This is a genomic window from Mesorhizobium album (assembly GCF_033977205.1).
In the GTDB taxonomy this organism is placed as follows: Bacteria; Pseudomonadota; Alphaproteobacteria; order Rhizobiales; family Rhizobiaceae; genus Mesorhizobium; species Mesorhizobium album.
The window spans coordinates 43,065-67,079 of sequence record NZ_JAVIIW010000001.1; the positions used below are offsets into that span (position 1 = coordinate 43,065).

Here is a 24,015-nt window from a genome sequence, read left to right on the forward strand (position 1 = left end):
AGTTCCCGATCCAGGCGAGCGAGAAGGCCGTACCAATGTCGACGCCCGGATAGCAAAAATTGACGTTTGCGTAAACGTCAATCTTGTCGCAGCCCGGAAAAATTTTGGTGAACAGGCGCGTGTTCGCGAAAAAGGAGAGAGCCGCGGGCATGGCCACGCGGCTCCCTTCAAGGCTCGGTATTGGTGAAGCGCGATTAGCCTGCGGCGCTTGCCTGCGGCGCGGCCCGCTCGCTGAGCATCTTGCGGACGATCGTCATCGAATTGCTCAGTTCGTTGATGGCATCCTCGATCAGCGCCCGCTGCTTCTGCAGGCGAGCAAGCTGCTTCTCCGACTTGTCGAGCGCCAGCCGCAACTGCTTGGTGTTGGAGCCGGTCGGATCGTAGAGATCCATCATCTGCTTCACGTCGCGCAGCGAGAACCCAACCTTGCGGCCGAGCAGGATCAGCTTCAGCCGGGCCTTGTCGCGGCGCGTGTAAAGACGGGTCGAGCCGTCGCGCTTCGGATTGAGGAGACCCTTGTCCTCATAGAAACGCAGCGTGCGCAGGGTCACGCCGTATTTCTTGGCCATCTCGCCGATGCGGACGAATTCCTCGCCGGTCTCGGCCGGTATGTCATTGCTATTGGCCGCGGCTTCGCCGGGCGAAACAAGTTTCATGGTCACTGGCTTTCCCCTGATGGCGCCGCGGTCCGGACCAAGCGTCGCCTGAGTGGAAGCGGGGGCGTGCTTCCAGTCGTGGTTTCAACAAATCAATCGCAAGAGGCACGACTTCGCACCTTTTACGTTTACGTCAATTCTATACCGATAGCTGCCCTGTGACGCAAGGGCGTTTCCGGAACGGAACTTTATGCCGCAGTCGGATGCGGCTCTGGGCAGGCGGCTCAGGATTTATGCGCGACTTCTTAAGCGTGGTTAACGCCTTGTTTACCACGTTGGGCGAAATGTGCGCATGTCGGTCATCCGTGTTTATCCTGTAGCGAATTTTTCACGGTCTTTCGAAGCGTGGGTGAAACCCGGGAAGCCCGTCTTCCTCCGCAGCAGAACCGCGCGGCGCCTTCGTTCCCGGCAGGACTTTGGGAAACCGGCCATGGCCGGTCATTCTGAACACGGGCGCATCGATGAACAGCAAGCGGTCCTATCTCGATACACTCAATGCCGGCAGGCAACGCCGGCCGCACACCTCGCTGGAGGAGCTGAACCGCTCACTCGAAACGCTGGAGCAGCGGCTGGAACGGACCCGCACCGACACCTCCGAACGCCTCGACCCGCGCCGGCCGGCCGCCGAACCACGCTACGGCGCCGCGCAGCCTTACGGGCAGCCGCGCTGGTACGAGGACCCCTACTCCACGCAGCGAGAGCGGAGCCGGGGGGAGCAGAACCGGGAACCGCAAAACCCGGCGCCCGCCGCTTCCGGCTTCGGCCCCAACTATCAGGCCATCGCCCGAGACATCGACAGGGTGCGCGGACAGGAAGACGGCGTCTCGATGGTCGGCAAGATCGCGGTCGAATTGCGCGGCCTGCGCGAGGAGCTGCGCCACCAGATGACCGCCGGCCTGCAGCGTGAATTCGATGTGCTGCGCAAGGATATCGATCGCGCCATGCAGGCGGCGAGCCAACACGGCGCCCCCGCCGACAAGAGCAGTGCCGAGCTCGGGCTCGAGTTCGAACGGCTTTCCGGCGCCATCCACACGCTTGCCGAGAAGAGCGACGACCGCAGCGTCAACTTGCTGCGGCTGGAGCTGGAGCAGGTCAAGGCGGCGCTCGACACGCTGGCGCGAGAGGAAAGCGTGCGGGCCGTCGATCGCCGCTGGGATGACTTCGACCGCCGCTGGAGCGCCTTCGAGGACCGCGTCGACGCCGACCAGCGCCAGCGCGCCGAAGGCCCCAATCTTTCGGCGCTCACCGACCGGCTCGAACAGATCAGCAGCGCGGTCAACAACCTGCCGCAGTCACTGTCGCTCGCCTCGCTGGAGGAAAAAGTGCGCATGCTTGCCGGCGCGGTCGACCGGTTCGCCAGCCAGCAGACGATGCGCGGCGGCGAGACGCTGGCCATGATCGACGAGCGGCTGGACGAGATCTCGCGCGCCATCGTCGCCTCGACGGTGGCGGCCCAGGCCAATGCCTTCGACCCCGAAACCTTCGGCCGGATCGAGAAGCGGATCGCCTCGCTGGCGCAGCAGATCGAGGAGGTCGCGCAAGCGCGCCCCGGCGCCGAGGTCATCGACCGCCTCAACCTTCTGTCCAGCCGGGTGGACGAGCTCGCCGGGCGCGCCAACCTACCGGAACAGGCGATGGAGCGTCTCGGCAGGCAGATCGCTTTGATCACCGACAAGATCGACCGGGCGCCGGCGATGCCCGACGCCGACCACATCTTCCAAGGCCTGGAGCAGCGCTTCGACGCGCTGTCCACGCTGCTGGAGCGCCGCCAGGGCGATGCCATCGAGCAGGGCAACATGCTGTTCCGCGACCTCGAGCGGCGGCTAGACGAAGTCGCCGACAGGCTCGACCAGCGCATGCAGCAGGACGACAGCGCCGGCATCATGGACGCGATTGACGCGCGCTTCACCGCGCTTGCCAAGCGCATCGAGACGCGCACGCCCGATCCCGCCAACGAACTGGCGATCCGCGGCCTGGAAAGCCGGCTCGAAGACATTTCCAGCCGGCTGGAGTCGTCGGCCGCGCAGGTCGCCGGCATCGATCCCGCGCTGATCCGCAGCCTGGAGTCGCAAGTGACCGCCCTTTCGGCGCATCTTTCTAAGCCGAGCGCGCCGCTGCCCGAATTCGAGGACATCAGCCCGCGCCTTAACGAGATCGAGAAGTCGCTGGCCGGCACACGCGATTCCATCCTGAGCGTCGCGCGCGAGGCGGCGGAGAACGCCGTCAGGTCGCTGGCCGAGTCGAGCTCAAGCACGGCTGCTTCCAACGCAGCCGCCGTGAGCGGCCTCGCACAGGACCTGAAGACGCTCGAAGCGCTCACCCGCCGTTCCGACGAGCGCAACTCGCGGACCTTCGAGGCGATCCATGACACTCTGCTCAAGATCGTCGACCGGCTCGGTTCCCTGGAGGCCGAGCCGAGCGAAGCGGTCAGCGAACTCATAGACCCGCAGCCCGGCAAGCGCGCCGCCCGCGCCGGCAAGATCGCGGTGCAGGACGCACCGTCGATGGATATCGATCAGCCGCTGCCGCTGGCCGGAGACATCGCCGATCTCGACCCGCGCGCCGCCTCAATCTTGCGCAACGAACCGGGCACGCGGAGCGAGCCTGTCACCCGGAGCGAAGTTGGTCCGCGCACGCCCGCCGAGGCCGCGGCAGCTGCGGCCATGGCCGCGCTCGGCTCGGATGCGATCGGCGAGAAGAACGAGAAAGCCGGCCGCAAGAAGTCGATGTTCAGCGGGCTGGCGCGCGCCTTCAAGGGCAAGAAGGACGCGGACGCGCCGCCGCTTGCCGGATCGTCGCCGGCCGGCGACGTTCCGGCGGTCGACATCGACGAACCGCTGGATCCGAAGGCCGCCAACCGGCCGCTGGAGCCCGGCTCCGGCGCGCCGGACCTCAACGCCATCATGAAGCGTGTACGCGACGAGCGCGGCACCCAGCCGGCCAGGCGCAGCGAGACCGATGCCGCCAAATCCGATTTCATTGCGGCCGCCCGCCGCGCGGCGCAGGCCGCCGCCGCGGAAGCCGACGCGCTGAAGCGGCAGTCGACGATGACCGGCCCGGTGAAGGCGCTCAGGATCGGCGACCTGCTCAAGGCGCGGCGCAAGCCGATCCTGATGGCAGCCGCTGCGATCATGATGGCGCTCGCCGGCCTGCAGCTCGGCAAGGCCTTCTTCGCGGACCCGGCCCCGGTAGCCAGCAACGACGCCGCGCCGGTCGTCTCCGCACAGCCGATCGCCACTGCGTCGCTCAATACCGCCGGCGCGCCGAAGGCCGGTACGGATGCCGCGAAGGCCGAAGACGCACCGACCCGTATCGTTAGGCAGGCCGAGCCCTCCAAGGACGATCCGGCGCCGCGGGCCGCCGCTCAGCCATCCGGCCCCGAGCTTCCCGCAGCAGCGCCCGTCGAACCGGCGCCTGCTCCAGCGGCTCTTGCCGCACCGGCCCTGCCCGGGCCGGTACCGCTGGCTTCTGCGACGCCGTCCGAGCCGATCACCCAAGCCGCGAACGCACCGGCCACTGACACCGATGCGGATGCGCAGCCTATGGCCGGCGCATCGGCGGCCGGTACTGCGGCGACCAGCACCCCGGCAGCCGGCATTTCTTCGGCCACGACGCCGGCCGGCACAGGTACGGAAACGACCGGCACGGTGACGCCGGCCAACAACCAGCCTGCGACGTCGGCGGCCAAGATCGATATCCCGACCGAAATCGGCCCGGTGGCGCTGCGCGACGCGGCTGCGAGCGGCGATGCGAAAGCGCTGTTCGAGATCGGCTCGCGCTACGCGGAATCGCGCGGCGTCAAGGAAGACATGGCGACGGCCGCCAAATGGTATGAGAAGTCAGCAGCACTGGGCTTCGCGCCCGCCGAATACCGCATCGGCAATTTTTACGAGAAGGGCATTGGCGTCGCGCGCGACATCAAGAAGGCCAAAACCTACTATCAGCTCGCTGCCGAGCAGGGCAACGCCAGCGCCATGCACAATCTGGCAGTGCTGTTCGCCATGGCGGCAGATGGGGTCACCGACAATGAATCGGCGGCGCACTGGTTCCAGGAGGCGGCCGACCTCGGCGTCAAGGACAGCCAGTTCAATCTCGGCATCCTTTCGGCCAAGGGCGTCGGGATGAAGCAGAACCTGGAGGAGTCCTACAAATGGTTCGCCCTCGTCGCCAAGACCGGCGACAAGGATGCCGCGGCCAAGCGCGACGAGATCGCCAATGCGCTGAGGCCCGAGCAGCTCGAGCGCGCCCGCGCCGCCACGGAACTGTGGAAGGCAAAGCCGCTCAATGCGGCCGCCAACTCGGCCGATATTCCGGAATCCTGGCGGGACAGCACGCCCCAGACCACCGCCGGCATCGACATGAAGAAGGCGGTGAAGAACATCCAGCTCATCCTCAACAAGAACGGCTATGATGCCGGCGGCACCGACGGCGTGATGGGCGACAAGACCAAGAACGCCATCATGGCCTTCCAGACCGACAACAAGATGAAGCCGACCGGCGAGATCGACGGACCGCTCGTCAAGGCGCTGCTTGCGCACAAATAACGGCAGGCGCGTCGCTTCCGCGACGGCCTGCCACAGATTTGCCTGTTAACTGATTGAGATGGTTTTTGTTTCGGCGCGGTGGCGGGGTTTTGACCCCGCCACCGCGTCGCCGCAAGAAAAAATTGGCTTTTCGGTGCGAGACTGCCGCAATGGCAGTATTCGCCGACAGGCAAACTTGATCGAGACTGACGGGTGGGCATCTATCTCCCGATCGCGGAAATTTCCGTCAACGTCTTCGTCCTGCTGGCGATGGGCGCGGCGGTGGGTTTCCTGTCGGGCATGTTCGGCGTCGGCGGCGGCTTTCTCATCACGCCGCTCCTGATCTTCTACAACATCCCGCCGGCGATCGCGGTCGCCACCGGAGCCAACCAGGTCATCGCCTCCTCGTTCTCCGGCGCGCTTTCGCACATGAAGCGCGGCACGCTCGACTTCAAGCTCGGCGGCGTGCTGCTCGCCGGCGGCATCGTCGGCTCGACCGCCGGCATCTATGTCTTTGCGCTGTTGCGCCGGCTCGGCCAGCTGGACCTGTTCATCTCGCTGCTCTACGTCGCGCTGCTCGGCACCGTCGGCGGGCTGATGCTGGTCGAGAGCGTGAATGCGCTGCGCGCCACGCGCAGCGGCGCCGCACCCGTCTTGAAGAAGTCCGGCCAGCACAACTGGATCCACCGGCTGCCGTTCAAGATGCGCTTCCGCGCCTCGAAACTGTTCGTCAGCGTCATCCCGGTGCTTGGGCTAGGCGCGGCCATCGGCTTCCTGTCGTCGATCATGGGCGTCGGCGGCGGCTTCATCATGGTGCCGGCGCTGATCTACCTGCTCAAGGTGCCGACCAATGTCGTTATCGGCACCTCGCTGTTCCAGATCATCTTCACCTCGGCCTACACGACGCTGGTGCATGCAACGACCAACCAGACGGTCGACGTGATCCTCGCCTTCCTGCTGATGGCCGGCGGCGTTGCCGGAGCGCAGTATGGCGCCAGGGCCGGCCAGAGGCTGCGCGGCGAGCAGCTGCGGGCGCTTTTGGCGCTGCTGGTGCTGGCTGTCGCCATCCGCCTTGCCATCGACCTGTTCGCGACCCCGCCCAATCCTTACTCGCTCTCCGCCGCGGGCCTGAGCTGATGGCGGGATTGAGAGCGTTCGCAGCCACCGTTTCGCTTTCGCTGCTCTTCGCGCTTTCGTCGGCGACGGCGCAGACGCCGCCGGCCGCCGAGGGCATCCAGATCGGCCTGTCGACCGATGCCATCTCGATCACCGCCGGCTTCTCGGGCGCCGACCTCACCATCTTCGGATCGCTGGAAAATCCCGATCCGCTGGTCTCGCGGCAGGGACGCTACGATGTCGTGGTCGTGCTCGAAGGGCCGCCGCGACCGGTGGTCGTGCGCCGCAAGGACAGGGTGCTCGGCGTCTGGATCAACCTGGAATCGGAGACGTTCGAGAACGTACCGGTGTCCTATTCGGTCGCCACGACGCGGCCTTTGCAGGACATTGCCGATCCGACCAAGTACAAGCAGCTCTCGCTCGGCGCGCAGAACCTCTACATGAAGCCCGCCGACGAGACCGACAGCCCAACGACCATCCAGGAGTTCACCGCGGCGTTGCGCGAGCGCAAGACGGCAACCGGCCTCTACAGCGAGAATGTCGGCGGCGTGCAGTTCCTGTCGCAGAGCCTGTTCCGCGCCACCGTGCGGCTCGCGCCCAACATTCCGGTCGGCACCCACAAGGCGCGCGCCTTCCTGTTCAAGAGCGGCATGTTCGTCAAGGAAAGCTCCGCCCAGCTCGAAATCCGCAAGTCCGGCTTCGAGCAGTCGGTCTTCCGCGTCGCGCACGACTATTCGTTCCTCTACGGCGTGTTCGCCGTGTCGCTCGCCATGCTCACCGGCTGGCTCGGGCGCATCGTCTTCCGCAAGGATTAGGGTCAAAAAGGGTTTCCCTCTCCGCAATCTTGCGGTAGACCGCCGCCTCCCGCCCGACGGGCAACCAACGCACAACCAATTCGCGATTCGGCAAGACAATCCGGCCATCCGGGCGACGGCGCGTTGCCGACGCCCTCGGTTCCTCGCCGCGAAGCAATGACGGGAGGCTGCGATGCAACCAGCATTCGGCGGCATCGATTTCGGCACGTCCAATTCCACCGTGGGCGTGATCCGCAACGGCCGGGCGCGACTGGTCGCGCTGGAAGGCGAGCAGCCCACCTTGCCAAGCGCCGTCTTCTTCAACTTCGAGGACGGCCACACCTATTTCGGCCGCCGCGCAATCGCCGACTACGCCGACAGCGTCGAGGGTCGGCTGATGCGTTCGCTGAAAAGCGTGCTCGGCAGCTCGCTCGCTAATGAGAAGACGCGCATCAAGGCGCGCCTGATCGGCTTCACCGACATCATCGGGTTTTTCATCAGCCATTTGAAGAAGCGGCTGGAAGAGGATGCCAGCGGCCCGGTCGAACGCGTCGTGCTCGGCCGTCCCGTGCAGTTCGTCGACGACGATACCGAGGCGGATGCGAAAGCTCAGGGCGAGCTCGAGAAGGCGGCGCGCGCGCAAGGCTTCGAGCATATCGCCTTCCAGTTCGAGCCGATCGCCGCGGCGCTCGACTACGAACAGACCGTCGCGCGGGAAGAGCTGGCGCTGATCGTCGACATGGGCGGCGGCACCTCCGACTTCTCGGTCGTGCGCGTCTCGCCGGAGCGCGCCCGTGCGGACGACCGCAAGGGCGACATCCTCGCCAACCGCGGCATCCACATCGGCGGCACGGATTTCGACCGGCTGCTCAGTATTGCCCATGTCATGCCCGAGCTCGGCTATCTGACGCCGACCAAGGACGGCAAGCGCAATCTGCCGGCGAGCTATTTCATCGACCTGGCGACCTGGCAGCGCATCAACCTCATCTACACCACCAAGGCGATGTCGGATCTGAAGCAGATCCGCTTCGAGGCCGAGCGCGCCGACCTGGTCGACCGCTTCATCCACATCGTCGAGCATCGCTATGGACATGCGATGGCAGGCTTGGTCGAGCGGGCCAAGATCGCACTGACCGACAAGTCTGCGGCCGAGGTGAAAGTATCGCTGACCGGCGCACGCTTCGCCGCCGCGATCACACGCGCGGGTTTGGAGGAGACGATCGGCGGCGACATCGACCGGGTGACCGCGACGGTCAAGCAGACGATCGCCGACGCCGGCGTTCCCGCTTCCGCCATCACCGCGGTGTTCCTCACCGGCGGTTCGACGGCGATCCCGCTGGCAAAGCGTCGGATCCTCTCACTGGTGCCGCAGGCCTCCGTCATCGAAGGCGACATGTTCGGCTCGGTCGGGCTCGGCCTGGCGCTCGATGCGCGGCGCAAATTCGCGTGAGGCGACTTCTCAGCCCTTGTCCGTTGACGACGCGTCCGCCTTCCCTGTGAGATGCGCCTTGAGCGCCATCTGGGCGAGGCTCGCCTGGCGGTCGCGGTGGGTGATCATGGCGAAATCGCGCTTCGGCAGATCGACCGGCACGGACCTGAGGCTGCCTTCCGCCAGGGAACGCGCGACGACGAGCTCGGAGATGATGGTGGCGCCGGCACCGGCCTCCACGGCCTGACGCACCGCCTCGTTGCTAGGCAGGACGAGGAATATCTGCAGTTCCGCCGGCGAAACCCCTTCGCTACGCGCAAAATCCTCCAGCGCCTCGCGCGTGCCCGACCCGCCTTCCCTGATGATCCACCGCAGTGCCCGGATGTCGAGGTTTCCCGCCAATGTCGTCGGAATCTCGGGATGCGAACGCGCCACCACCAGCATCATGCGATCCTCGTCGACCGCGGCGCGCCGCAGGATGTCGGACTCGGTGCGGCCCTCGACCAGCCCGAAATCGGCCCGGCCGTCCAGCACATTGGTTTCCACCTGCCGTGTGTTGCCGATGGTGACGCTGAGGCGCACCGCCGGATAGGCTTCGTGGAAGGAGGCCAGACGGCGCGGCAGCCAATAGCTGGCGATGGTCTGGCTCGCCGATATCGACAGGCTGCCGGTGACGGTCTGCGAGACATGCTCCAGCACATTGTGGGCAGCAGCGGCGCGCTCCAGGACCGCCTTGGCCTCTGGCAGGAAGCGGTGGCCGGTCTGCGCCAGCTCGATGTTGCGCCCGACCCGGTTGAACAGGCGCACGCCATGCTGGCTCTCGAGCGCGCGGATGGCGGCCGAGGCGGCGGACTGCGAGATGCCGAGCAGCTCGGCCGCCTTGGTCATGTGGCCGTGCTCGGCGACGGCGACGAATATGCGCAGCTGATCGAGGGTCATGGCCAACTAAGAAGCAAAATCGATCGGAATTACAAGAGCCGCTTGTTAGACAGATCAATAGCTTTGTTCTAAGTTTTTGCCGGAAGTTGGAAAAAATTGACTGCTCTGCCGCCGAGATTGGAAATGATCGGGCGCTTCAAATCCATTTTCGCGCATTGGGGACGCCGGCTGAAGCGGCAGCTTGCCGGCGAGCGCTACCATCCCGAGCTCCACTACATGCGCGGGCCAGGGCCGAAGACGAAGGCCAAGGCAGCGAGCGGCACGAGCGCTCGCGGATCATGAGCAGAGGCGCGCCGCGCGGCGCCAATTCCGCACCCTCGCAGCGGCCGCTGGCCGATAGCCAAGCGCCTGACGAGGGCGACGGCGTCGACACCTCGCCAAGCGTTTCCGACCGCATCGCCAAGACCACCTGCTACATGTGCGCCTGCCGCTGCGGCATCGACGTCCACATCAAAGACGGCAAGGTGCGCTACATCAACGGCAACAGAGACCACCCGGTGAACCGGGGTGTGATCTGCGGCAAGGGCAGCGCCGGGATCATGCAGCACTACAGCCCGGCGCGGCTGAAGAAGCCGCTGAAGCGCACCGGGCCGCGCGGCTCCGGCGAGTTCCGCGAGATCGAGTGGGAGGAAGCGCTTGCCCTCGCCACCGAGCGGCTGTCGGCGATCCGCCGTACCGACCCGAAAAAGCTCGCCTTCTTCACCGGACGCGACCAGTCGCAATCGCTGACCGGCTGGTGGGCGAGCCGGTTCGGCACGCCGAACTTCGCCGCCCATGGCGGCTTCTGCTCGGTCAACATGGCGGCCGGCGGCCTCTACACGATCGGCGGCTCGTTCTGGGAGTTCGGCGAGCCTGATTGGGACAACACGAAGTACTTCATGCTGTTCGGCGTCGCCGAGGATCATGATTCCAACCCGATCAAGATCGGGTTGGGCAAGCTCAAGGCACGCGGCGCCAAGGTGGTTTCGATCAACCCGTGCCGCACCGGCTACAATGCGATTGCCGACGACTGGATCGGCATCCGTCCGGGCACGGACGGCCTGTTCGTGCTCGCCCTCATCCATGAGCTGCTCAAGGCCGGCCGCGTCGATCTCGATTATCTGCTGCGCTATACGAACGCGCCGGTGTTGGTCATGCAGGAGCCCGGGTCCGCCGATGACGGACTGTTCGTGCGCAATGATGCCGGCAACCTGCTGGCTTGGGACAGGGTGGCGAAAGCCGCTGTCAACGCAGCCGACCCCGAAGCAAAGCCGGCGCTGACGGGCAGCTATATGGTCAATGGCCGCCGCTGCATGCCGGTGTTCCAGCTGATCGCCGACCGGTACCTGGACGACAGCTATTCACCCGATGCGGTGGCAGAGCGCTGCGGTGTCGCCGCAGATACGATCCGCCGGATCGCGGCGGAACTGGCGCATGTCGCCTTCGAGCAGACGATCGAATTGCCGGTCGCCTGGACAGATTGGGCCGGTCGCCGTCACAAGACGATCAAGGGCCGGCCTGTCTCGATGCACGCCATGCGTGGCATCTCTGCCCATTCCAACGGTTTCCATACCTGCCGCGCCATCCATCTGCTGCAGGTGCTGCTTGGCACCGTGGACGTGCCCGGCGGCTTCCGCTTCAAGCCGCCCTATCCGCGTTGCGCGCCGCCGGGACCGAAGCCCGCCGGCAAGAACTTGCAGCCTATGACGCCTCTGGAAGGCATGCCGCTCGGCTTCGTCTCAGGGCCCGGCGACCTGCTCGTCGACGAGGCCGGCCGGCCGGCCCGCATCGACAAGGCCTATTCCTGGGAAGCGCCTTTGGCCGCGCATGGGCTGATGCACAGCGTCATCCGCAATGCCTGGGCCGGCGATCCTTACCCGATCGACACGCTGATGATGTACATGTCGAACATGGCCTGGAACTCGTCCATGAACACGGTCGAGACCATCACCATGCTGACCGACAAGGACCCGTCGGGCGCGTACAAGATCCCCTTCATCATCTATTCCGACGCCTATTATTCCGAGACAGTGCCATTCGCCGATTTGGTGCTGCCCGACACCACCTATCTCGAGCGGCATGACTGCATCAGCCTGCTCGACCGGCCGATCAGCCACGCTGACGGGCCGGCCGACGCCATCCGCCATCCCGTCGTGCAGCCAGACCGCGATGTGCGGCCGTTCCAGTCGGTGCTGATCGAACTCGGCGCACGGCTCGGCCTGCCCGGCTTCGTCAACGACGACGGCTCGGCGACGTACCGCGACTATGCCGACTACATCGTCAACCACGAGCGCACGCCGGGCATCGGCCCGCTCGCCGGCTGGCGCGGCAGGAACGGCGGCTCGATCGGCAGGGGCGAGGTCAATCCGGACCAGCTGCGGCGCTACATCGACAATGGCGGCTTCTGGCACCATGAGTTCGCCGCCGATCAGCGCTACTACAAGATGGGCAACCGCGCCTATCTCGAGTTCGCAGTGGCGATGGGCTTTATCCCGAAGGCTGAGCCAATCGTCTTCCAGCTTTATTCCGAGCCGGTGCAGCGCTTTCGCCTCGCCGCACGCGGCCATGGACAGCTGCAGCCGCCGGAGGCCGAGCGCGGCCGCATCGAGGCCTATATGGACCCGCTGCCCTTCTGGTACGCGCCCTTCGAGGACGAGGCCGTCGATCTGCAAAAATATCCGCTGCATGCGCTGACGCAGCGGCCGATGCACATGTACCATTCCTGGGGGTCACAGAATGCATGGCTGAGGCAGATCACCAGCCAGAACCGGCTGTTCGTGCATCGGGAAACGGCTGGTAAGCTTGGCCTCGCGGACGACGACTGGGTTTGGATCGAAAGCATCAACGGCCGGGTGAAAGGCCAGATCAAGCTCATCGACGACGTGAACCCGGAGACGGTCTGGACCTGGAACGCCATCGGCAAGCGGCGCGGCAGCTGGGGCCTGAAGGACGACGCGGCAGAGAGCAATCGCGGCTTCCTGCTCAACCACATCATCGGCGACCAGACCGCGGCCGGCGCCAACGGCAAGCGCTACTCGAACTCCGATCCCGTCACCGGACAAGCGGCATGGTTCGACGTGCGCGTGCGCATCGTCAAATGCGCGCCGGAAGAGGCAGGCTTCACCGAGCCGCAGTTCGAGCGTTTTGCCCAGCCGCCAAATGTCGAGCGGTCACCGGATATGCTTCGCTACGGCGCCGCATTCCGCATGAAAAGGGAGGCCGCCGAATGACCTGCCTTCCCGCCCAAACCGAGAAGAAGCTCGGCCTGGTCATCGACCTCGACACCTGCGTCGGCTGCCAGGCCTGCGTCACCGCCTGCAAGGAATGGAACACCGGCGGCCATATGGCGCCGCTGACCGACACCGACCCCTATGGCGGGCATGTCGACGGCGTCTGGTTCAACCGCGTGCACGCTTATGAGCACACGACCGAAATGGGCGGCCGGACCGTAAACTTCCCGCGCTCTTGTCTCCACTGCGAGCAGCCGGCCTGCGTCACCGTCTGCCCGACCGGCGCCTCCTACAAGCGCGCCTCGGACGGCATCGTGCTGGTCGACGAGGATAAATGCATCGGCTGCAAGCTGTGCAGCTGGGCCTGCCCTTACGGCGCGCGCGAGTTCGATACGGATGTCGGCGTGATGAAGAAATGCACGCTCTGCGTCGACCGCATCTACAACGACAATCTGGCGGCGGAGGATAGGGTGCCGGCCTGCGTCGCCGCCTGCCCGACCAGCGCCCGGCACTTCGGCGATCTCGGCGACCCCACTTCGGCGATCTCGCAACTGGTGGAAGCGCGCGGCGGCGTCGACCTGATGCCGGAGCTTGGCTACAAGCCGACCAACAAATACCTACCGCCGCGCGCCCAAAGCGGCCGCGCCGCCAAGGTCGACGCGCCGGCGTTGGAGCCGATCCGGGCCGAAGGTGGCTTCCTCGGCTGGATCGACAGCATGCTTTCGAGCTAGCAGCATGCATCCCGCCTTTTCCGTTCTCTTCTTCACTACTGCCACCGGGGCCGGCTACGGCCTGCTGGCGCTGCTCGGCGTGCTCGGTGGGCTGGGTTTCATCCAGCCCGATTTCTGGCTGGGCCTTGTCGGCATGATGCTGGCGCTCGGTCTGATCGCGGCCGGCCTGCTCTCCTCGACCGGCCATCTGGGCCGGCCTGAGCGTGCCTGGCGCGCCTTCTCGCAATGGCGCAGTTCCTGGCTATCGCGCGAAGGTGTGGCGTCGGTCGCGACCTTTATCCCGGCCGGGCTGTTCGGCATCGGCTGGGTGTTCTTCGGCCGAAGCGGCGGCTGGGTTGCGGGTGCTGGCCTTCTAGCGGCGGCCGGCGCGGTCGCAACCGTCTACGCGACGGGCATGATCTACGCCTCGCTGAAGCCGATCGCGCAGTGGCACAGCCCCTATACTTTGCCGGCCTATCTCATCTTCGCGGGCATGACAGGCGGCGTGCTGCTCAACGCCCTTCTCCAGGGTTTCGCCGTCGGTTCGGCGGCGGTGTCGACCTGCGCGCTGCTTGCCACGCTAGCCGGCTGGGGCTGGAAGCTCGCGATCTGGCGCTACAACGACCGGCTGGACATCCCGACCACCGCGAACACGGCGACGGGTCTTGCCGGCGGCACGATACGGTCGATCGAATGGCCGCATACGGAAGAGAATTACCTGCTCAAGGAGATGGGTTTTCGCATCGCACGCAAGCACAGCGCGAAACTGCGGCGGATAACGCAGCTGCTGGCCTTCGCCGCGCCGGCTGTCTTGCTGCTGGTAGCGTTCGTCTTGCAGTGGCCCCTCGCGGCTATTGCGTCGACGCTAGCGGCCTTTTCCCAGCTTGCAGGCATGCTGCTCGAGCGCTGGCTGTTCTTCGCCGATGCGAAGCACACGGTCACGCTTTACTATGGGAGGGAGTAGCGCCTCAGCCAGGCCGCAGCATCGAGCCGGAGATCGCAAAGATGCGCTCGGCGCCCAGCATATAGGCCATCAGCGTTTCCAGCCGGAACAGGCCGGCATAGGCGCGATCGAGTACGTTGAGCGAGCCGGTATAGGCACCGAAGGCCGGCATGATCATGCGGCCGCCGTCGCCGGCAAAGCAGCGCCGCCTGACCGAGCGGCCACGCTGCACGATGCGCGCGCATGGATGGAGATGGCCGGCGATCTCGCCCTCGACCCGCAGCTTCGAAGGCTCATGGCGGAACACCAGCGAGCCGATGGCGAGTTCCTTCACCGTCTCGCCGGGCAGATCGGCGGGCGCCTCAGGATCGTGGTTGCCGGCGACCCAGAACCAGTCGCGGCCGGCCATCATCGCCTCCAGCCGCTCACGGAAGCTTAGATGCATGCGTTCGGCGCCGCCGCCGTCGTGAAAAGAATCACCCAGGCTGACGACGATTTGAGGTTGATAATCGGCGATGACGGCCTGCAACCGGAGCAAAGTGGCTCCGGTGTCGTAGGGCGGGATCAGCGCGCCGCGCCTGGCGAAGGAAGAGCCTTTTTCGAGATGCAGGTCGGAGACCGCGAGCAGCCGCAGATCGGGGAAATAGAGCACACCGCGCCGGTCGCATACCGCGCGCTCGCCAGCGATGCCGATCAGATCGGCCTCGGCTATCAGTGTTGCGCGCGACAGCGAAAAATTCATCCCCTCTCCGTACTTATCTGTTTTACGCAATTCCGGATGGAAAACCGCTACACACTTTTCCTGGACTTGCTGCCAGTCTGTTTTACGCAATTCCAGACGGAAAACCGCTGCACACTTTTCCTGGAATTGCTTCCAGCCCGTTAACCCCGGCCCATCGCCTCTTCGACCAGGTCGGCGGCTTCCATCAGAAGCGTGTCGTTGGCGCCGCCGTTGACCGATTCCTTGCCGATCTCCAGCATCACCGGCACCGCCAGCGGCGAAATCTGGTCGAGATGCTTATGCACGATTCGACCGCGCACACGCGAGAGCATCTCCCCAAGTCTGCTGACATCGAGCAGTCCGGCCGAGGCATCGGTGCGGGTCGCCTGCAGCAGGATGTGGTCGGGCTCATGGCTGCGCAGCACATCGTAGATCAGGTCGGCCGAGACCGTCACCTGGCGGCCGCTCTTTTCCTGGCCGGGATAGCGCTTCTCGATCAGCCCGGCGATGACGGCGCAGGTGCGGAAGGTCCGCTTCAGCATCCAGCTGTCGTTGAGCCACGCCTCCAGATCGTCGCCCAGCATATCCTCGTCGAAGAGCTGGCCAAGCGACGGCTTCTTGGCCTTGAACAGCGCCGCCATGTCGTCCAGCGCCCACACCGCCAGCGAGTAATCGGTGGCGACGAAGCCGAGCGGCCTGGCATGGGCACGTTCCAACCGGCGCGTGAGCAGCATGCCGAGCGTCTGGTGCGCCAGCCGGCCCTCGAAGGGATAGGCGACCATGTAATGACGGTTGCCGCGCGGAAAGGTCTCGACCAGAAGGTCGCCGCGCTTCGGCAGCACCGACTTCTCCTTCTGAAGCCGCAGCCAGTCGGCGACCTGCTCCGGCAAGGTCCGCCAGCGGTCGCTGTCGGCCAACATGCCGCGCACTTGCTCGGCGAGATAGGTCGACAGCGGGAACTTGCCGCCGGCATAGGACGGCACGATGATGTTGGCGCCGGCGCCGTTGGAGACGACGCACTCGTTCTCGCGTATGCCTTCGAAGCGCAGCACCTTGCCTGCAAAGAGGAAGTTGTCGCCGGGGCGCAGCGTCTCGGCGAAATACTCCTCTATCTTGCCGAGCACCGGCCCGCCGCGGCCAGCCATGCCGCGTGCCTGCCGCACATAGCGGACATTGAGCTCCGGCATCTCGACGATAGTGCCGACGTTGAGCCGGTACTGCTGCGCGACGCTCGGGTGCGAGACGCGCCACAGCCCGTCCTTGGTCTGGCGGATGCGGGCATAGCGCTCGTAGTTCTTCAGCGCGTAGCCGCCGGTGGCGACGAAGTCGATGACGCGGTCAAAGGTTTCGCGCTCCAGCGCCGCATAAGGGGCAGCGCTTCGCACCTCCTCGAACAGGAGATCGGCATCGAACGGCCCGCCGCAGGCAACGCCCAGCACGTGCTGCGACAGCACGTCGAGCGCGCCCTTGACCAGCGGCGGCGTGTCCTGCGCGCCAAGATAGTTGGCGTCGAGTGCCGCGCGGCATTCCAGCACCTCGAAGCGGTTGGCCGGGATCAGCATCGCCTTCGACGGCTCGTCCATGCGGTGGTTGGCGCGGCCGATGCGCTGCGCCAGGCGGCTGGCGCCCTTCGGCGCCCCGACATGCACGACCAGGTCGACATCGCCCCAGTCGATGCCGAGATCGAGGGTAGAGGTGGCGACGATGGCGCGCAGCGCATTGTCGGCCATCGCCTTCTCGACGCGCCGGCGTTGGCCGACATCGAGCGAGCCGTGGTGCAACGCAATGGGAAGAGAATCCTCGTTCGCCCGCCAAAGCTCCTGGAAAAGCAGCTCGGCCTGGCTGCGCGTGTTGACGAAGAGGAGCGTCGTGCGGTGCTTTCTGATCGCCTCGTAGATCTCCGGAATGGCGTAGCGGGCCGAATGGCCGGACCACGGGACGCGCTCGCGCGAGTCGAGGATGGAGATGTCGGGCTTGGCACCGCCGGCGACCGTGATCAGCCCGGCCATGTCGCCGGGTGGATTCTGCGCCACCAGCCAGCGCCGCAGTTCGTCGGGCTCGGCCACCGTCGCCGACAGGCCCATGGTTTGCAGTTCGGGGACAAAGGCGCGCAGCCGCGCCAAGCCAAGCGCCAGCAGGTGCCCGCGCTTCGAGGTGACGAGCGAATGCAATTCGTCGAGCACGACATAGCGCAGATCCTCGAAGAAACGCTTCGCGTCGTTTGAGGCGATCAGCAAGGCCAGCTGCTCGGGCGTGGTGAGTAGGATGTCGGGTGGCACCAGCTTCTGCCGCTGGCGCTTGTGCGAGGGCGTGTCGCCGGTGCGGGTCTCGATGGCGACCGGCAGGCCGATCTCCTCGACCGGCTTGCCGAGATTGCGCTCGATATCGACGGCTAAAGCCTTGAGCGGCGAGATGTAGAGCGTATGGATGCCGCGATGCGCTTCACCGGGCTTACGGCGCGGCCGTCTGGCGAGCTCGGTAAGCGACGGCAGGAAGCCGGCCAGCGTCTTGCCGGCGCCGGTCGGCGCGATCAGCAGCACCGATTGTCTACCTTGAGCCTTCGCCAGCAGCTCGAGTTGGTGGACGCGTGGCGACCAGCCTTTTGCGGCGAACCATTTGACGAATGGCTCGGGCAGGAGAACGGCGGCATTTTGTTCGGCAAGGCGCGGCTGCTCAGTCACGCGCAAGAGGTAGCGCGACGGCAAGCAATCGCCAAGAAAAATCGGAACAAAAGGGGATCATGCACCATTTCCCTTCTCCCCTTGTTGTGGGAGAAGGTCGCCTCGCGCAGCGCCGAGACGGATGAGGGGTGTTCCAGCTTGGCGCTGCTTACCCCTCACCCGGATTGCCAACCGGGCAAATCGGGGCAATCCGACCTCTCCCACAAGGGGAGAGGTAAGGGCGCTACGGCCTCCGAAACCCCGTCGGGCCGCCATAGAGGTAGCTGATGCGCTCGACCGCCTCCTTCAGCCCCTCGCGCGAGACCAGCATGGTGTGGCCGTTGGCGTGGATCATCTCTTTCGCGTCGGTCATGATCGCGACATGGCCTTTCCAGAACACGAGGTCGCCGCGCTGGAGTCCGGAAAACTCAGGGCCCGGTTCGAACGGCGCGCCGATCGACGCCGCCTGCATGTCGGAATCGCGCAGCACATCCTTGCCCGTCATGCGCATAGCCAGCTGCACGAGGCCGGAGCAGTCTATGCCGAAACCGGAGACGCCACCCCAGAGATAAGGCGTGCCAAGGAAGCTTTCGGCGACCGTGACATAGTCCTGAGCCAGCTCGGTAATCGGCCGCAGATGGCGGGCGATCACCGCCTGGCCGGAAGGCAGCAACGCGTAATGCGTGCCGCGCGTTTCGGCGGAGCCCGTCACCGTCACCGTCGAGCCCATCGACAATTGTCCGCTAATCGGAAAGCGCAGGTCGGGGCCAGGATAGAGGAAGGTGCGCGGCACGCAGACGATGTGGGTCGGCGCGTGCTCACGTGCGCCAAGCACGTTGTCGGCGACATAGCCGACATAGCCGTCGCGCTCGGACTGCACCCAGGCCCAGCCTTCCGCATCCTCGAAGACGAGCACGTCATCGCCGAACAGGGCCTGTGTGTTGATCCCGGCATCGGGGCGCGGCGCCTTGCGCAGGTCGGCGACGGAAGCCGTGATCCGCGCCGGGCGGCCGGGCACAAAACGGTCGGCAGCGACCTCGCCTTTCAGCCTGGCATCGGCAAGGTCGGAACGAAAGGCGTGAAAGCGGGCATCCCTGGCAGTCAAATCGGCAATCCAGTCAAATCGAGTATCTAATTCTTTGTTGGAGCATGATCTTATCCGAAAACCGGTTCCCACTTTTCGCTGACGCGGTCCTTCGGTTCGGGATCATGCTCTAGATGGGCAGTTCATGCGCCCTGGCGACGATACCATCGCCGAAGCGCTCGACAAAGAGCGCGCCTTCGACCGTGCGCCTGATCAGCACATTGCGCTTGTCGAGTTCGTCGCGGTGGCGCGACACCAGCTTCAGCGCGCCCATCGTGTCGAGCGCGCGGGTGATGACCGGCTTGGTGACATTGAGCCTGGCTGCCAGCCCGCGCACCGTGTGCGGCGGCGGATCGAGGTAGATGGTGAGCAGGATCGCCGTCTGGCGCATGGTGAGATCGGGCTCGCCATCGCGCACCTGCGACAGCATCACCTGCTGCCACAGTCGCAAGGCCTGGCTCGGGCGCATCGAGATCGACATGCCGCGAGCATGACGGCAAATTGTTTCGCTTCCGTTTCAGTCCGCCGCGCCTTTTGCCAGTTTTTGGCCAAATCTCACCCGAAGCGCTGCGAAATGATCCGCTCCAGCGCGCGAATGCCCTGCGCCTCGCCGCCGGTAAGGCCATATGGGCGATCGCTTGGGTTCCAGGCGAAGATGTCGAGATGCGCCCAGTTGGGCGTCTTTTCGACGAAGCGCTTGAGGAAAAGAGCCGCGGTGACCGATCCGGCGAAGCCGTCCGTCGTGACATTGTTGACGTCGGCGATCTTCGAGGAAAGTTTTGCCTCGTAGGGACGCCACAAGGGCATGCGCCACAACGGGTCCTCGGTGGCGAGCGAAGCCGCCGCAAGGTCGGCCGCCAGAGCCTCGTCGCCCGTGTAGAAGGGCGGCAGGTCGGGGCCAAGCGCCACCCTGGCCGCACCCGTCAGCGTCGCCATGTCGATCAGCAAGGCCGGCTGCTCCTCATCGGCAAGCGCCAGCGCGTCGGCCAGGACCAGCCGGCCTTCCGCGTCGGTGTTGCCGATCTCGACCGTGATGCCCTTGCGGCTTCTCAGCACGTCGCCCGGCCGGAAGGCGTTGCCGGCGATCGAATTCTCGACCGCGGGGATCAGGACGCGCAACCGGACATTCAGTTTCGCTGCCATGATCATCGAGGCGAGACCGAGCACGTTGGCGGCGCCGCCCATGTCCTTCTTCATCAACAGCATGCCCGACGACGGCTTGATGTCGAGGCCGCCGGTGTCGAAGCAGACGCCCTTGCCGACCAGCGTCACCTTCGGCGCATCGCCCTGTCCCCATGTCATGTCGATCAGGCGCGGCGCGCCGGTCGAGGCGCGGCCAACGGCGTGGATCATCGGGAAATTCCGCACCAGGAGGTCGTCGCCCTTGACGACGGAGATGTCGGCGCCGTGCGCGGCGGCCAATGCCTGCGCGGCCTCCTCCAGGTCACCCGGCCCCATATCGCTGGTCGGCGTGTTGACAAGGTCGCGCGCCAGGAACACGCCCTCGGCGATGCGGCGCACATGTGCGCCATCGGCCCCTGCCGGCAGCGCGAAGCGCAACGCCTTGCCAGGTTTCTTGCCATAGCGGGTGAAGACGTAGCCGCCCAGCACAAGCGCCAGCGCCGCAAGATCGGGGGCAGGCAAGTCCTGGGCAAAATGCCAATCGCCTTCCGGCAACGACCTCGCCAAGGCACCGACGGCCAGCTGGCTCTCGCCGTCGCCGGTGCCGAAAAGCGCGCCGGCGAGCGCGCCACCCTCGCCTGGCAGGATCAGCGTGCGGCCTGCCTCGCCGGAAAAGCCGTTGGCCCGTGCCCAGGCGATTGCGGGAGGCGGAAGGCCCGTGCCGTCGAGGCCGTCCTTTCCCACCAGATAAACTGGCAAGGCGGCTTCCGGTTTCTGGTCAACGATTTCGACGGGCATTCGATGGTCTCCGGCCGGGCACAGCGAGTTCGGCGCTTCTTAACGATCCGTTAGGGTTAACAGAATATTTCTGTGGGAGGGAAGACGGCCAGCTTAATGGCCGCACAGGAATGGAGACGGCGCGGTGCCGATCAAAGCGTTGACCTTCACGAGCAAGCGTCTGATCACCACGGCATTCATGGCAGCTCTGGCGGCCAGTGTGGCGGGCTGCGGCAGCACCAGCAAATTCACGACGGGCTCCATTTCCCGCTCCGACAACAGGCCGCTGGAGACGATGTCTGCCAGTGAATTGCATACAGCAACGACAAGGCTCGGTGATTCCTACGCCAAGAACCCAAACGACAAGCGGATAGCGACGAATTTCGCCGCGGCGCTGCAGATGGATGGCGACGCCGACCAGTCGCTTGCCGTGATGCGCAAGCTCGCGATCGCCTACCCCAAGGACCGCGACGTGCTCGCCGCCTATGGCAAGGCGCTTGCCGCCAACGGACAGTTCGAGCCGGCGCTCGATGCCGTGCGCCGCGCGCAGACGCCGGAATACCCGGACTGGCGGCTGGTCTCGGCGGAAGCCGCCATCCTGGATCAGATGGGTCAGCGCGACGAAGCGCGCCAGGACTATCGCAAGGCGCTCGAGCTCAAGCCGAACGAACCTTCCATCCTCTCCAATCTCGGCATGTCGTATGTACTCGAAGGGGACCTGCGCACGGCGGAAACCTATATGCGCTCGGCCGCGCAGCAGCCGAACGCAGACAGCCGCGTGCGGCAGAACCTGGCGCTGGTCGTGGGTCTGCAGGGCCGCTTCGACGAGGCCGAGAAGATTGCTTCGCAGGAGCTTTCGCCTGAGCAGGCGCAGGCCAACATCGCCTATCTGCGCCAGATGCTTGCGCAGCAGAATGCCTGGAGCCAGCTCAAGGACCAGGACAAGGGCAAGGCGAAGGTCGCGACGAACTAGACGAACGGCGCGGCCGCGCGACGGCCAAAACCATGCCAGACAAGGAAAAGCCGCGCGGCAGCCGCCACGCGGCTTTTGTCATGACCCCAACTTAGAGCGGTTCAGCTTTGATAGAATCGCCGACCCGCTCTCAATATTTGTTTTCACGCAATTCCGGACGGAAAGCCGCTGCGCACTTTTCCTGGAATTGCTCCATCCTACTGGCTGCTGGAACTGTGCTGGTCGCCGAAGACGCCGCGCTGGCTGACCTGGATGCCGGCCGGCCCCAGGATGATGGCGAACAGGACCGGCAGGAAGAACAGGATCATCGGCACGGTCAGCTTCGGCGGAAGTGCGGCAGCCTTCTTCTCGGCCGCGTTCATGCGCATGTCGCGGCTTTCCGAGGCCAGCACGCGCAACGCATGCGCCACCGGCGTGCCGTAGCGCTCCGCCTGAACCAGGGCCTGGGATACGGCCTTCACCGATTCCAGGCCCGTGCGGCCTGCCAGGTTCTCATAGGCGACCTTGCGGTCCTGCAGATAGGAAAGCTCGGCGTTGGTGAGCACGAACTCCTCTGCGAGCGCCACCGACTGCGCGCCGATCTCGTCGGCGACCTTGCGAAGCGCCGCTTCCACCGACATGCCGGATTCGACGCAGATCAGCATCAGGTCGAGCGCGTCCGGCCACGCCAGCTGGATCGACTGCTTGCGCTTGGTCGCGCGGTTGTTGACATAGAGGATCGGCGCATAGAAGCCGCCATAGGCGACGACAATGCAGACGAACAGCTTGATAAGAGGCGGCTGCTGCGCCAGACCGCCCAGAACGAACAGATAGACCGCGGCCAGCGCAAATCCGACGAAGGGCAGGATCAGGCGAAAGAACAGAAAGCGCGTCAGCGGATTCTGGCCGCGGAAACCCGCCACCTTGAGCTTCTGCAGCGTGCCTTCGTCGGCCAGCGCGCGCCTCAGATCCAGCCGGTCGACGATGTTGCGCATGCCGATCGACTGCTCCTCGCGCAGGCCCTTGCGGCGGCGGTCGGCTTCGTTGGCGAGGCGCGCACGCTGCTTGGCGCGCAGTTCGTCGCGCTCGAGCGCCACACTTTTCATGCGCGCCTTGAGCTGATTGCCGCCAAGCGCCGGCATGAGCGTGAAGACGGTTGCAAAAACCGCGATGCCGACCAGCAGCGCGATCAGGAAGGACGGATCGGTAAGGGTCTTGACGACCTGGTCTGTCATTGGAGCCTGGCCCCTACACTTCGAAATTCATCATCTTGCGCATCACCAGGATGCCGATCGACATCCAGACGCCGGAACAGCCGAGGATCAGATTGCCGACGCTCGTGGTGAACAGCGGCATGATGTAGGTCGGGCTGGTAAGATAGACGAGAAAGGCGACGACGAAGGGCAAGGCGCCGATGATGACGGCGGACGCCTTCGCTTCCATCGACAGCGCCTGAACCTTGGCCTTCATCTTCTTGCGGTCGCGCAGCACGCGCGACAGGTTGCCCAGCGCCTCGGAGAGATTGCCGCCGGCCTGCGACTGGATCTGAATGACGATGCCGAAGAAGCCTGCCTCGGTGCACGGCATGGTCTCGGTCATGCGCAGCGTGGCGTCCGGGATCGACAGGCCCATCTGCTGGGAATCGACGATGCGGCGAAACTCGGAGCGGACGGGCTCGGGAGATTCATTGGCGATCAGGCGGATCGCATCGTTCAGCGGCAGGCCGGACTTGACCGCGCGCACGATGATGTCGAGGGCGTTCGGGAATTCTTCCAGGAAAGCCTTCACCCGGCGCGCGCGGCGGAACGACACGAACCAGCGCGGCAGGCCGAAGGCTCCGGCGAGCAGCGCGCCGGGCAGGATCAGCAGGGGCGCTCCCGCGAGATAGGCGAGGATCGTGACCACGACGCCGCAGATCACCGAGTAAATGTAGAAGCGCTCGATGGAAACCGTCATGCCGGCCTGGCGAATCTGCGCCTTCAGCGGCGGTTTCTTGAGGTTGCGATCGTTGGATTTCTGTTTTTCGTCGAGCTGCTTGAGCGAATCCTGAAGGGTTTTTCGCCGCTTGACCGCTTCCGCGGCCCGGTCGCGCGAAGCCTTCACCACCGACCGGTCGGTCTCGGCCGTCTTGATCGTCTCAAGCCGCTTGCCGGCCTGTCTTTCGTTGTCGATGCGCCTGAACAGGAAAGCATAGGCCATTGCGCCGGCGCTGAGGCCGGCAAGCACGACGAAGGCCAAAACCGTGGTATCAATTCCAAACATCGACCGGGGCCCTTACACCTCCAGATGCACTAGCGCGGTTCAGCTTTTTATAAAATCGCTGACCCGCTCTAAGTATTTGTTTTTACGCAATTCCGGACGGAAAACCGCTACGCACTTT

General features: G+C 65.3%; 18 protein-coding genes. 9 read left to right on the plus strand and 9 right to left on the minus strand.

What is annotated here, in order from left to right:
• Window positions 1-194: 194 nt before the first annotated feature.
• Window positions 195-656: a MerR family transcriptional regulator gene (locus RFN28_RS00200; protein ID WP_320285634.1), complete on the minus strand. Its 462-nt coding sequence runs from the start codon at window positions 654-656 to the stop codon at window positions 195-197.
• Window positions 657-1,117: 461 nt separating this feature from the next.
• Here RFN28_RS00200 and RFN28_RS00205 point away from each other — a divergent pair, with 461 nt between their 5' ends.
• The 4 genes from RFN28_RS00205 to RFN28_RS00220 all read left to right on the plus strand — a co-directional run bounded on the left by RFN28_RS00205 (window position 1,118) and on the right by RFN28_RS00220 (window position 8,539).
• On the plus strand, window positions 1,118-5,200 hold the full coding sequence (locus RFN28_RS00205) for a peptidoglycan-binding protein (protein ID WP_320285353.1): 4,083 nt from the start codon (window positions 1,118-1,120) through the stop codon (window positions 5,198-5,200).
• A gap of 192 nt (window positions 5,201-5,392) precedes the next feature.
• A complete protein-coding gene (locus tag RFN28_RS00210) occupies window positions 5,393-6,316 on the plus strand; it encodes a sulfite exporter TauE/SafE family protein (RefSeq protein WP_320285354.1) in 924 nt (307 codons plus the stop codon).
• Entirely contained in the window at window positions 6,316-7,110 is a 795-nt protein-coding gene (locus RFN28_RS00215) for a TIGR02186 family protein (RefSeq protein ID WP_320285355.1), read from the plus strand. Before RFN28_RS00210 ends, RFN28_RS00215 begins: the two co-directional genes overlap by 1 nt.
• 172 nt (window positions 7,111-7,282) lie before the next feature.
• Window positions 7,283-8,539, plus strand: a complete 1,257-nt coding sequence (locus tag RFN28_RS00220) for an Hsp70 family protein (RefSeq protein ID WP_320285356.1) — start codon at window positions 7,283-7,285, stop codon at window positions 8,537-8,539.
• Between the two features lie 9 nt (window positions 8,540-8,548).
• On the opposite strand, the gene RFN28_RS00225 is transcribed toward RFN28_RS00220, so the two are convergent.
• Window positions 8,549-9,457 carry a LysR substrate-binding domain-containing protein gene (locus RFN28_RS00225; RefSeq protein WP_320285357.1) on the minus strand — a complete coding sequence of 303 codons (909 nt, stop codon included), beginning with the start codon at window positions 9,455-9,457 and terminating at the stop codon, window positions 8,549-8,551.
• A 123-nt stretch (window positions 9,458-9,580) separates the two neighbouring features.
• On the opposite strand from RFN28_RS00225, the gene RFN28_RS00230 reads away from it, so the two are divergent.
• From RFN28_RS00230 to RFN28_RS00245, 4 genes are read left to right on the plus strand one after another with little or no spacing between them, the layout of a single operon-like run.
• Entirely contained in the window at window positions 9,581-9,739 is a 159-nt protein-coding gene (locus RFN28_RS00230; RefSeq protein WP_320285358.1) for a hypothetical protein, read from the plus strand.
• On the plus strand, window positions 9,736-12,666 hold the full coding sequence (locus tag RFN28_RS00235) for a molybdopterin oxidoreductase family protein (RefSeq protein WP_320285359.1): 2,931 nt from the start codon (window positions 9,736-9,738) through the stop codon (window positions 12,664-12,666). The genes RFN28_RS00230 and RFN28_RS00235 overlap by 4 nt, the downstream gene beginning before the upstream one ends.
• Window positions 12,663-13,397 (plus strand): 4Fe-4S dicluster domain-containing protein, encoded by a 735-nt coding sequence (locus RFN28_RS00240; RefSeq protein ID WP_320285360.1) that lies wholly within the window; start codon window positions 12,663-12,665, stop codon window positions 13,395-13,397. The genes RFN28_RS00235 and RFN28_RS00240 overlap by 4 nt, the downstream gene beginning before the upstream one ends.
• 4 nt (window positions 13,398-13,401) lie before the next feature.
• Complete coding sequence (locus RFN28_RS00245; protein WP_320285361.1) at window positions 13,402-14,340, plus strand: dimethyl sulfoxide reductase anchor subunit family protein; 939 nt, start codon at window positions 13,402-13,404, stop codon at window positions 14,338-14,340.
• A 4-nt stretch (window positions 14,341-14,344) separates the two neighbouring features.
• Here the strand turns inward: RFN28_RS00245 and pdeM are convergent, their stop codons facing one another.
• The 5 genes from pdeM to RFN28_RS00270 form a co-directional block, all read right to left on the minus strand.
• Window positions 14,345-15,061, minus strand: coding sequence for a ligase-associated DNA damage response endonuclease PdeM (pdeM, locus tag RFN28_RS00250; RefSeq protein WP_320285362.1), 717 nt, complete (start codon window positions 15,059-15,061; stop codon window positions 14,345-14,347).
• 140 nt (window positions 15,062-15,201) lie between these two features.
• Window positions 15,202-17,721 (minus strand): ligase-associated DNA damage response DEXH box helicase, encoded by a 2,520-nt coding sequence (locus RFN28_RS00255; RefSeq protein WP_320285635.1) that lies wholly within the window; start codon window positions 17,719-17,721, stop codon window positions 15,202-15,204.
• Between the two features lie 223 nt (window positions 17,722-17,944).
• Window positions 17,945-18,805 (minus strand): C40 family peptidase, encoded by an 861-nt coding sequence (locus RFN28_RS00260; protein ID WP_320285363.1) that lies wholly within the window; start codon window positions 18,803-18,805, stop codon window positions 17,945-17,947.
• Window positions 18,806-18,914: 109 nt separating this feature from the next.
• Window positions 18,915-19,265: a MarR family winged helix-turn-helix transcriptional regulator gene (locus RFN28_RS00265; RefSeq protein WP_320285364.1), complete on the minus strand. Its 351-nt coding sequence runs from the start codon at window positions 19,263-19,265 to the stop codon at window positions 18,915-18,917.
• 74 nt (window positions 19,266-19,339) lie between these two features.
• Entirely contained in the window at window positions 19,340-20,704 is a 1,365-nt protein-coding gene (locus RFN28_RS00270) for a leucyl aminopeptidase family protein (RefSeq protein ID WP_320285365.1), read from the minus strand.
• 178 nt (window positions 20,705-20,882) lie between these two features.
• Between RFN28_RS00270 and RFN28_RS00275 the strand changes: the two genes are divergently transcribed.
• Entirely contained in the window at window positions 20,883-21,656 is a 774-nt protein-coding gene (locus tag RFN28_RS00275) for a tetratricopeptide repeat protein (RefSeq protein WP_320285636.1), read from the plus strand.
• Between the two features lie 197 nt (window positions 21,657-21,853).
• On the opposite strand, the gene RFN28_RS00280 is transcribed toward RFN28_RS00275, so the two are convergent.
• Together RFN28_RS00280 and RFN28_RS00285 are read right to left on the minus strand one after the other, a co-directional pair.
• Complete coding sequence (locus RFN28_RS00280; RefSeq protein WP_320285366.1) at window positions 21,854-22,870, minus strand: type II secretion system F family protein; 1,017 nt, start codon at window positions 22,868-22,870, stop codon at window positions 21,854-21,856.
• Window positions 22,871-22,883: 13 nt separating this feature from the next.
• The gene (locus RFN28_RS00285) at window positions 22,884-23,897 is read right to left on the minus strand and encodes a type II secretion system F family protein (RefSeq protein WP_320285367.1); all 1,014 of its coding nucleotides are present in this window, start codon (window positions 23,895-23,897) and stop codon (window positions 22,884-22,886) included.
• Window positions 23,898-24,015: the final 118 nt, after the last annotated feature.

Coding starts and splice junctions, on each gene's coding strand:
- RFN28_RS00200 (WP_320285634.1), bottom strand. CDS start 656: ATGAAACTTGTTTCGCCCGGCGAAGCCGCGGCCAATAGCAATGACATA.
- RFN28_RS00205 (WP_320285353.1), top strand. CDS start 1,118: ATGAACAGCAAGCGGTCCTATCTCGATACACTCAATGCCGGCAGGCAA.
- RFN28_RS00215 (WP_320285355.1), top strand. CDS start 6,316: ATGGCGGGATTGAGAGCGTTCGCAGCCACCGTTTCGCTTTCGCTGCTC.
- RFN28_RS00220 (WP_320285356.1), top strand. CDS start 7,283: ATGCAACCAGCATTCGGCGGCATCGATTTCGGCACGTCCAATTCCACC.
- RFN28_RS00225 (WP_320285357.1), bottom strand. CDS start 9,457: ATGACCCTCGATCAGCTGCGCATATTCGTCGCCGTCGCCGAGCACGGC.
- RFN28_RS00230 (WP_320285358.1), top strand. CDS start 9,581: ATGATCGGGCGCTTCAAATCCATTTTCGCGCATTGGGGACGCCGGCTG.
- RFN28_RS00235 (WP_320285359.1), top strand. CDS start 9,736: ATGAGCAGAGGCGCGCCGCGCGGCGCCAATTCCGCACCCTCGCAGCGG.
- RFN28_RS00240 (WP_320285360.1), top strand. CDS start 12,663: ATGACCTGCCTTCCCGCCCAAACCGAGAAGAAGCTCGGCCTGGTCATC.
- RFN28_RS00245 (WP_320285361.1), top strand. CDS start 13,402: ATGCATCCCGCCTTTTCCGTTCTCTTCTTCACTACTGCCACCGGGGCC.
- pdeM (WP_320285362.1), bottom strand. CDS start 15,061: ATGAATTTTTCGCTGTCGCGCGCAACACTGATAGCCGAGGCCGATCTG.
- RFN28_RS00265 (WP_320285364.1), bottom strand. CDS start 19,265: ATGTCGATCTCGATGCGCCCGAGCCAGGCCTTGCGACTGTGGCAGCAG.
- RFN28_RS00270 (WP_320285365.1), bottom strand. CDS start 20,704: ATGCCCGTCGAAATCGTTGACCAGAAACCGGAAGCCGCCTTGCCAGTT.
- RFN28_RS00275 (WP_320285636.1), top strand. CDS start 20,883: ATGGCAGCTCTGGCGGCCAGTGTGGCGGGCTGCGGCAGCACCAGCAAA.
- RFN28_RS00280 (WP_320285366.1), bottom strand. CDS start 22,870: ATGACAGACCAGGTCGTCAAGACCCTTACCGATCCGTCCTTCCTGATC.
- RFN28_RS00285 (WP_320285367.1), bottom strand. CDS start 23,897: ATGTTTGGAATTGATACCACGGTTTTGGCCTTCGTCGTGCTTGCCGGC.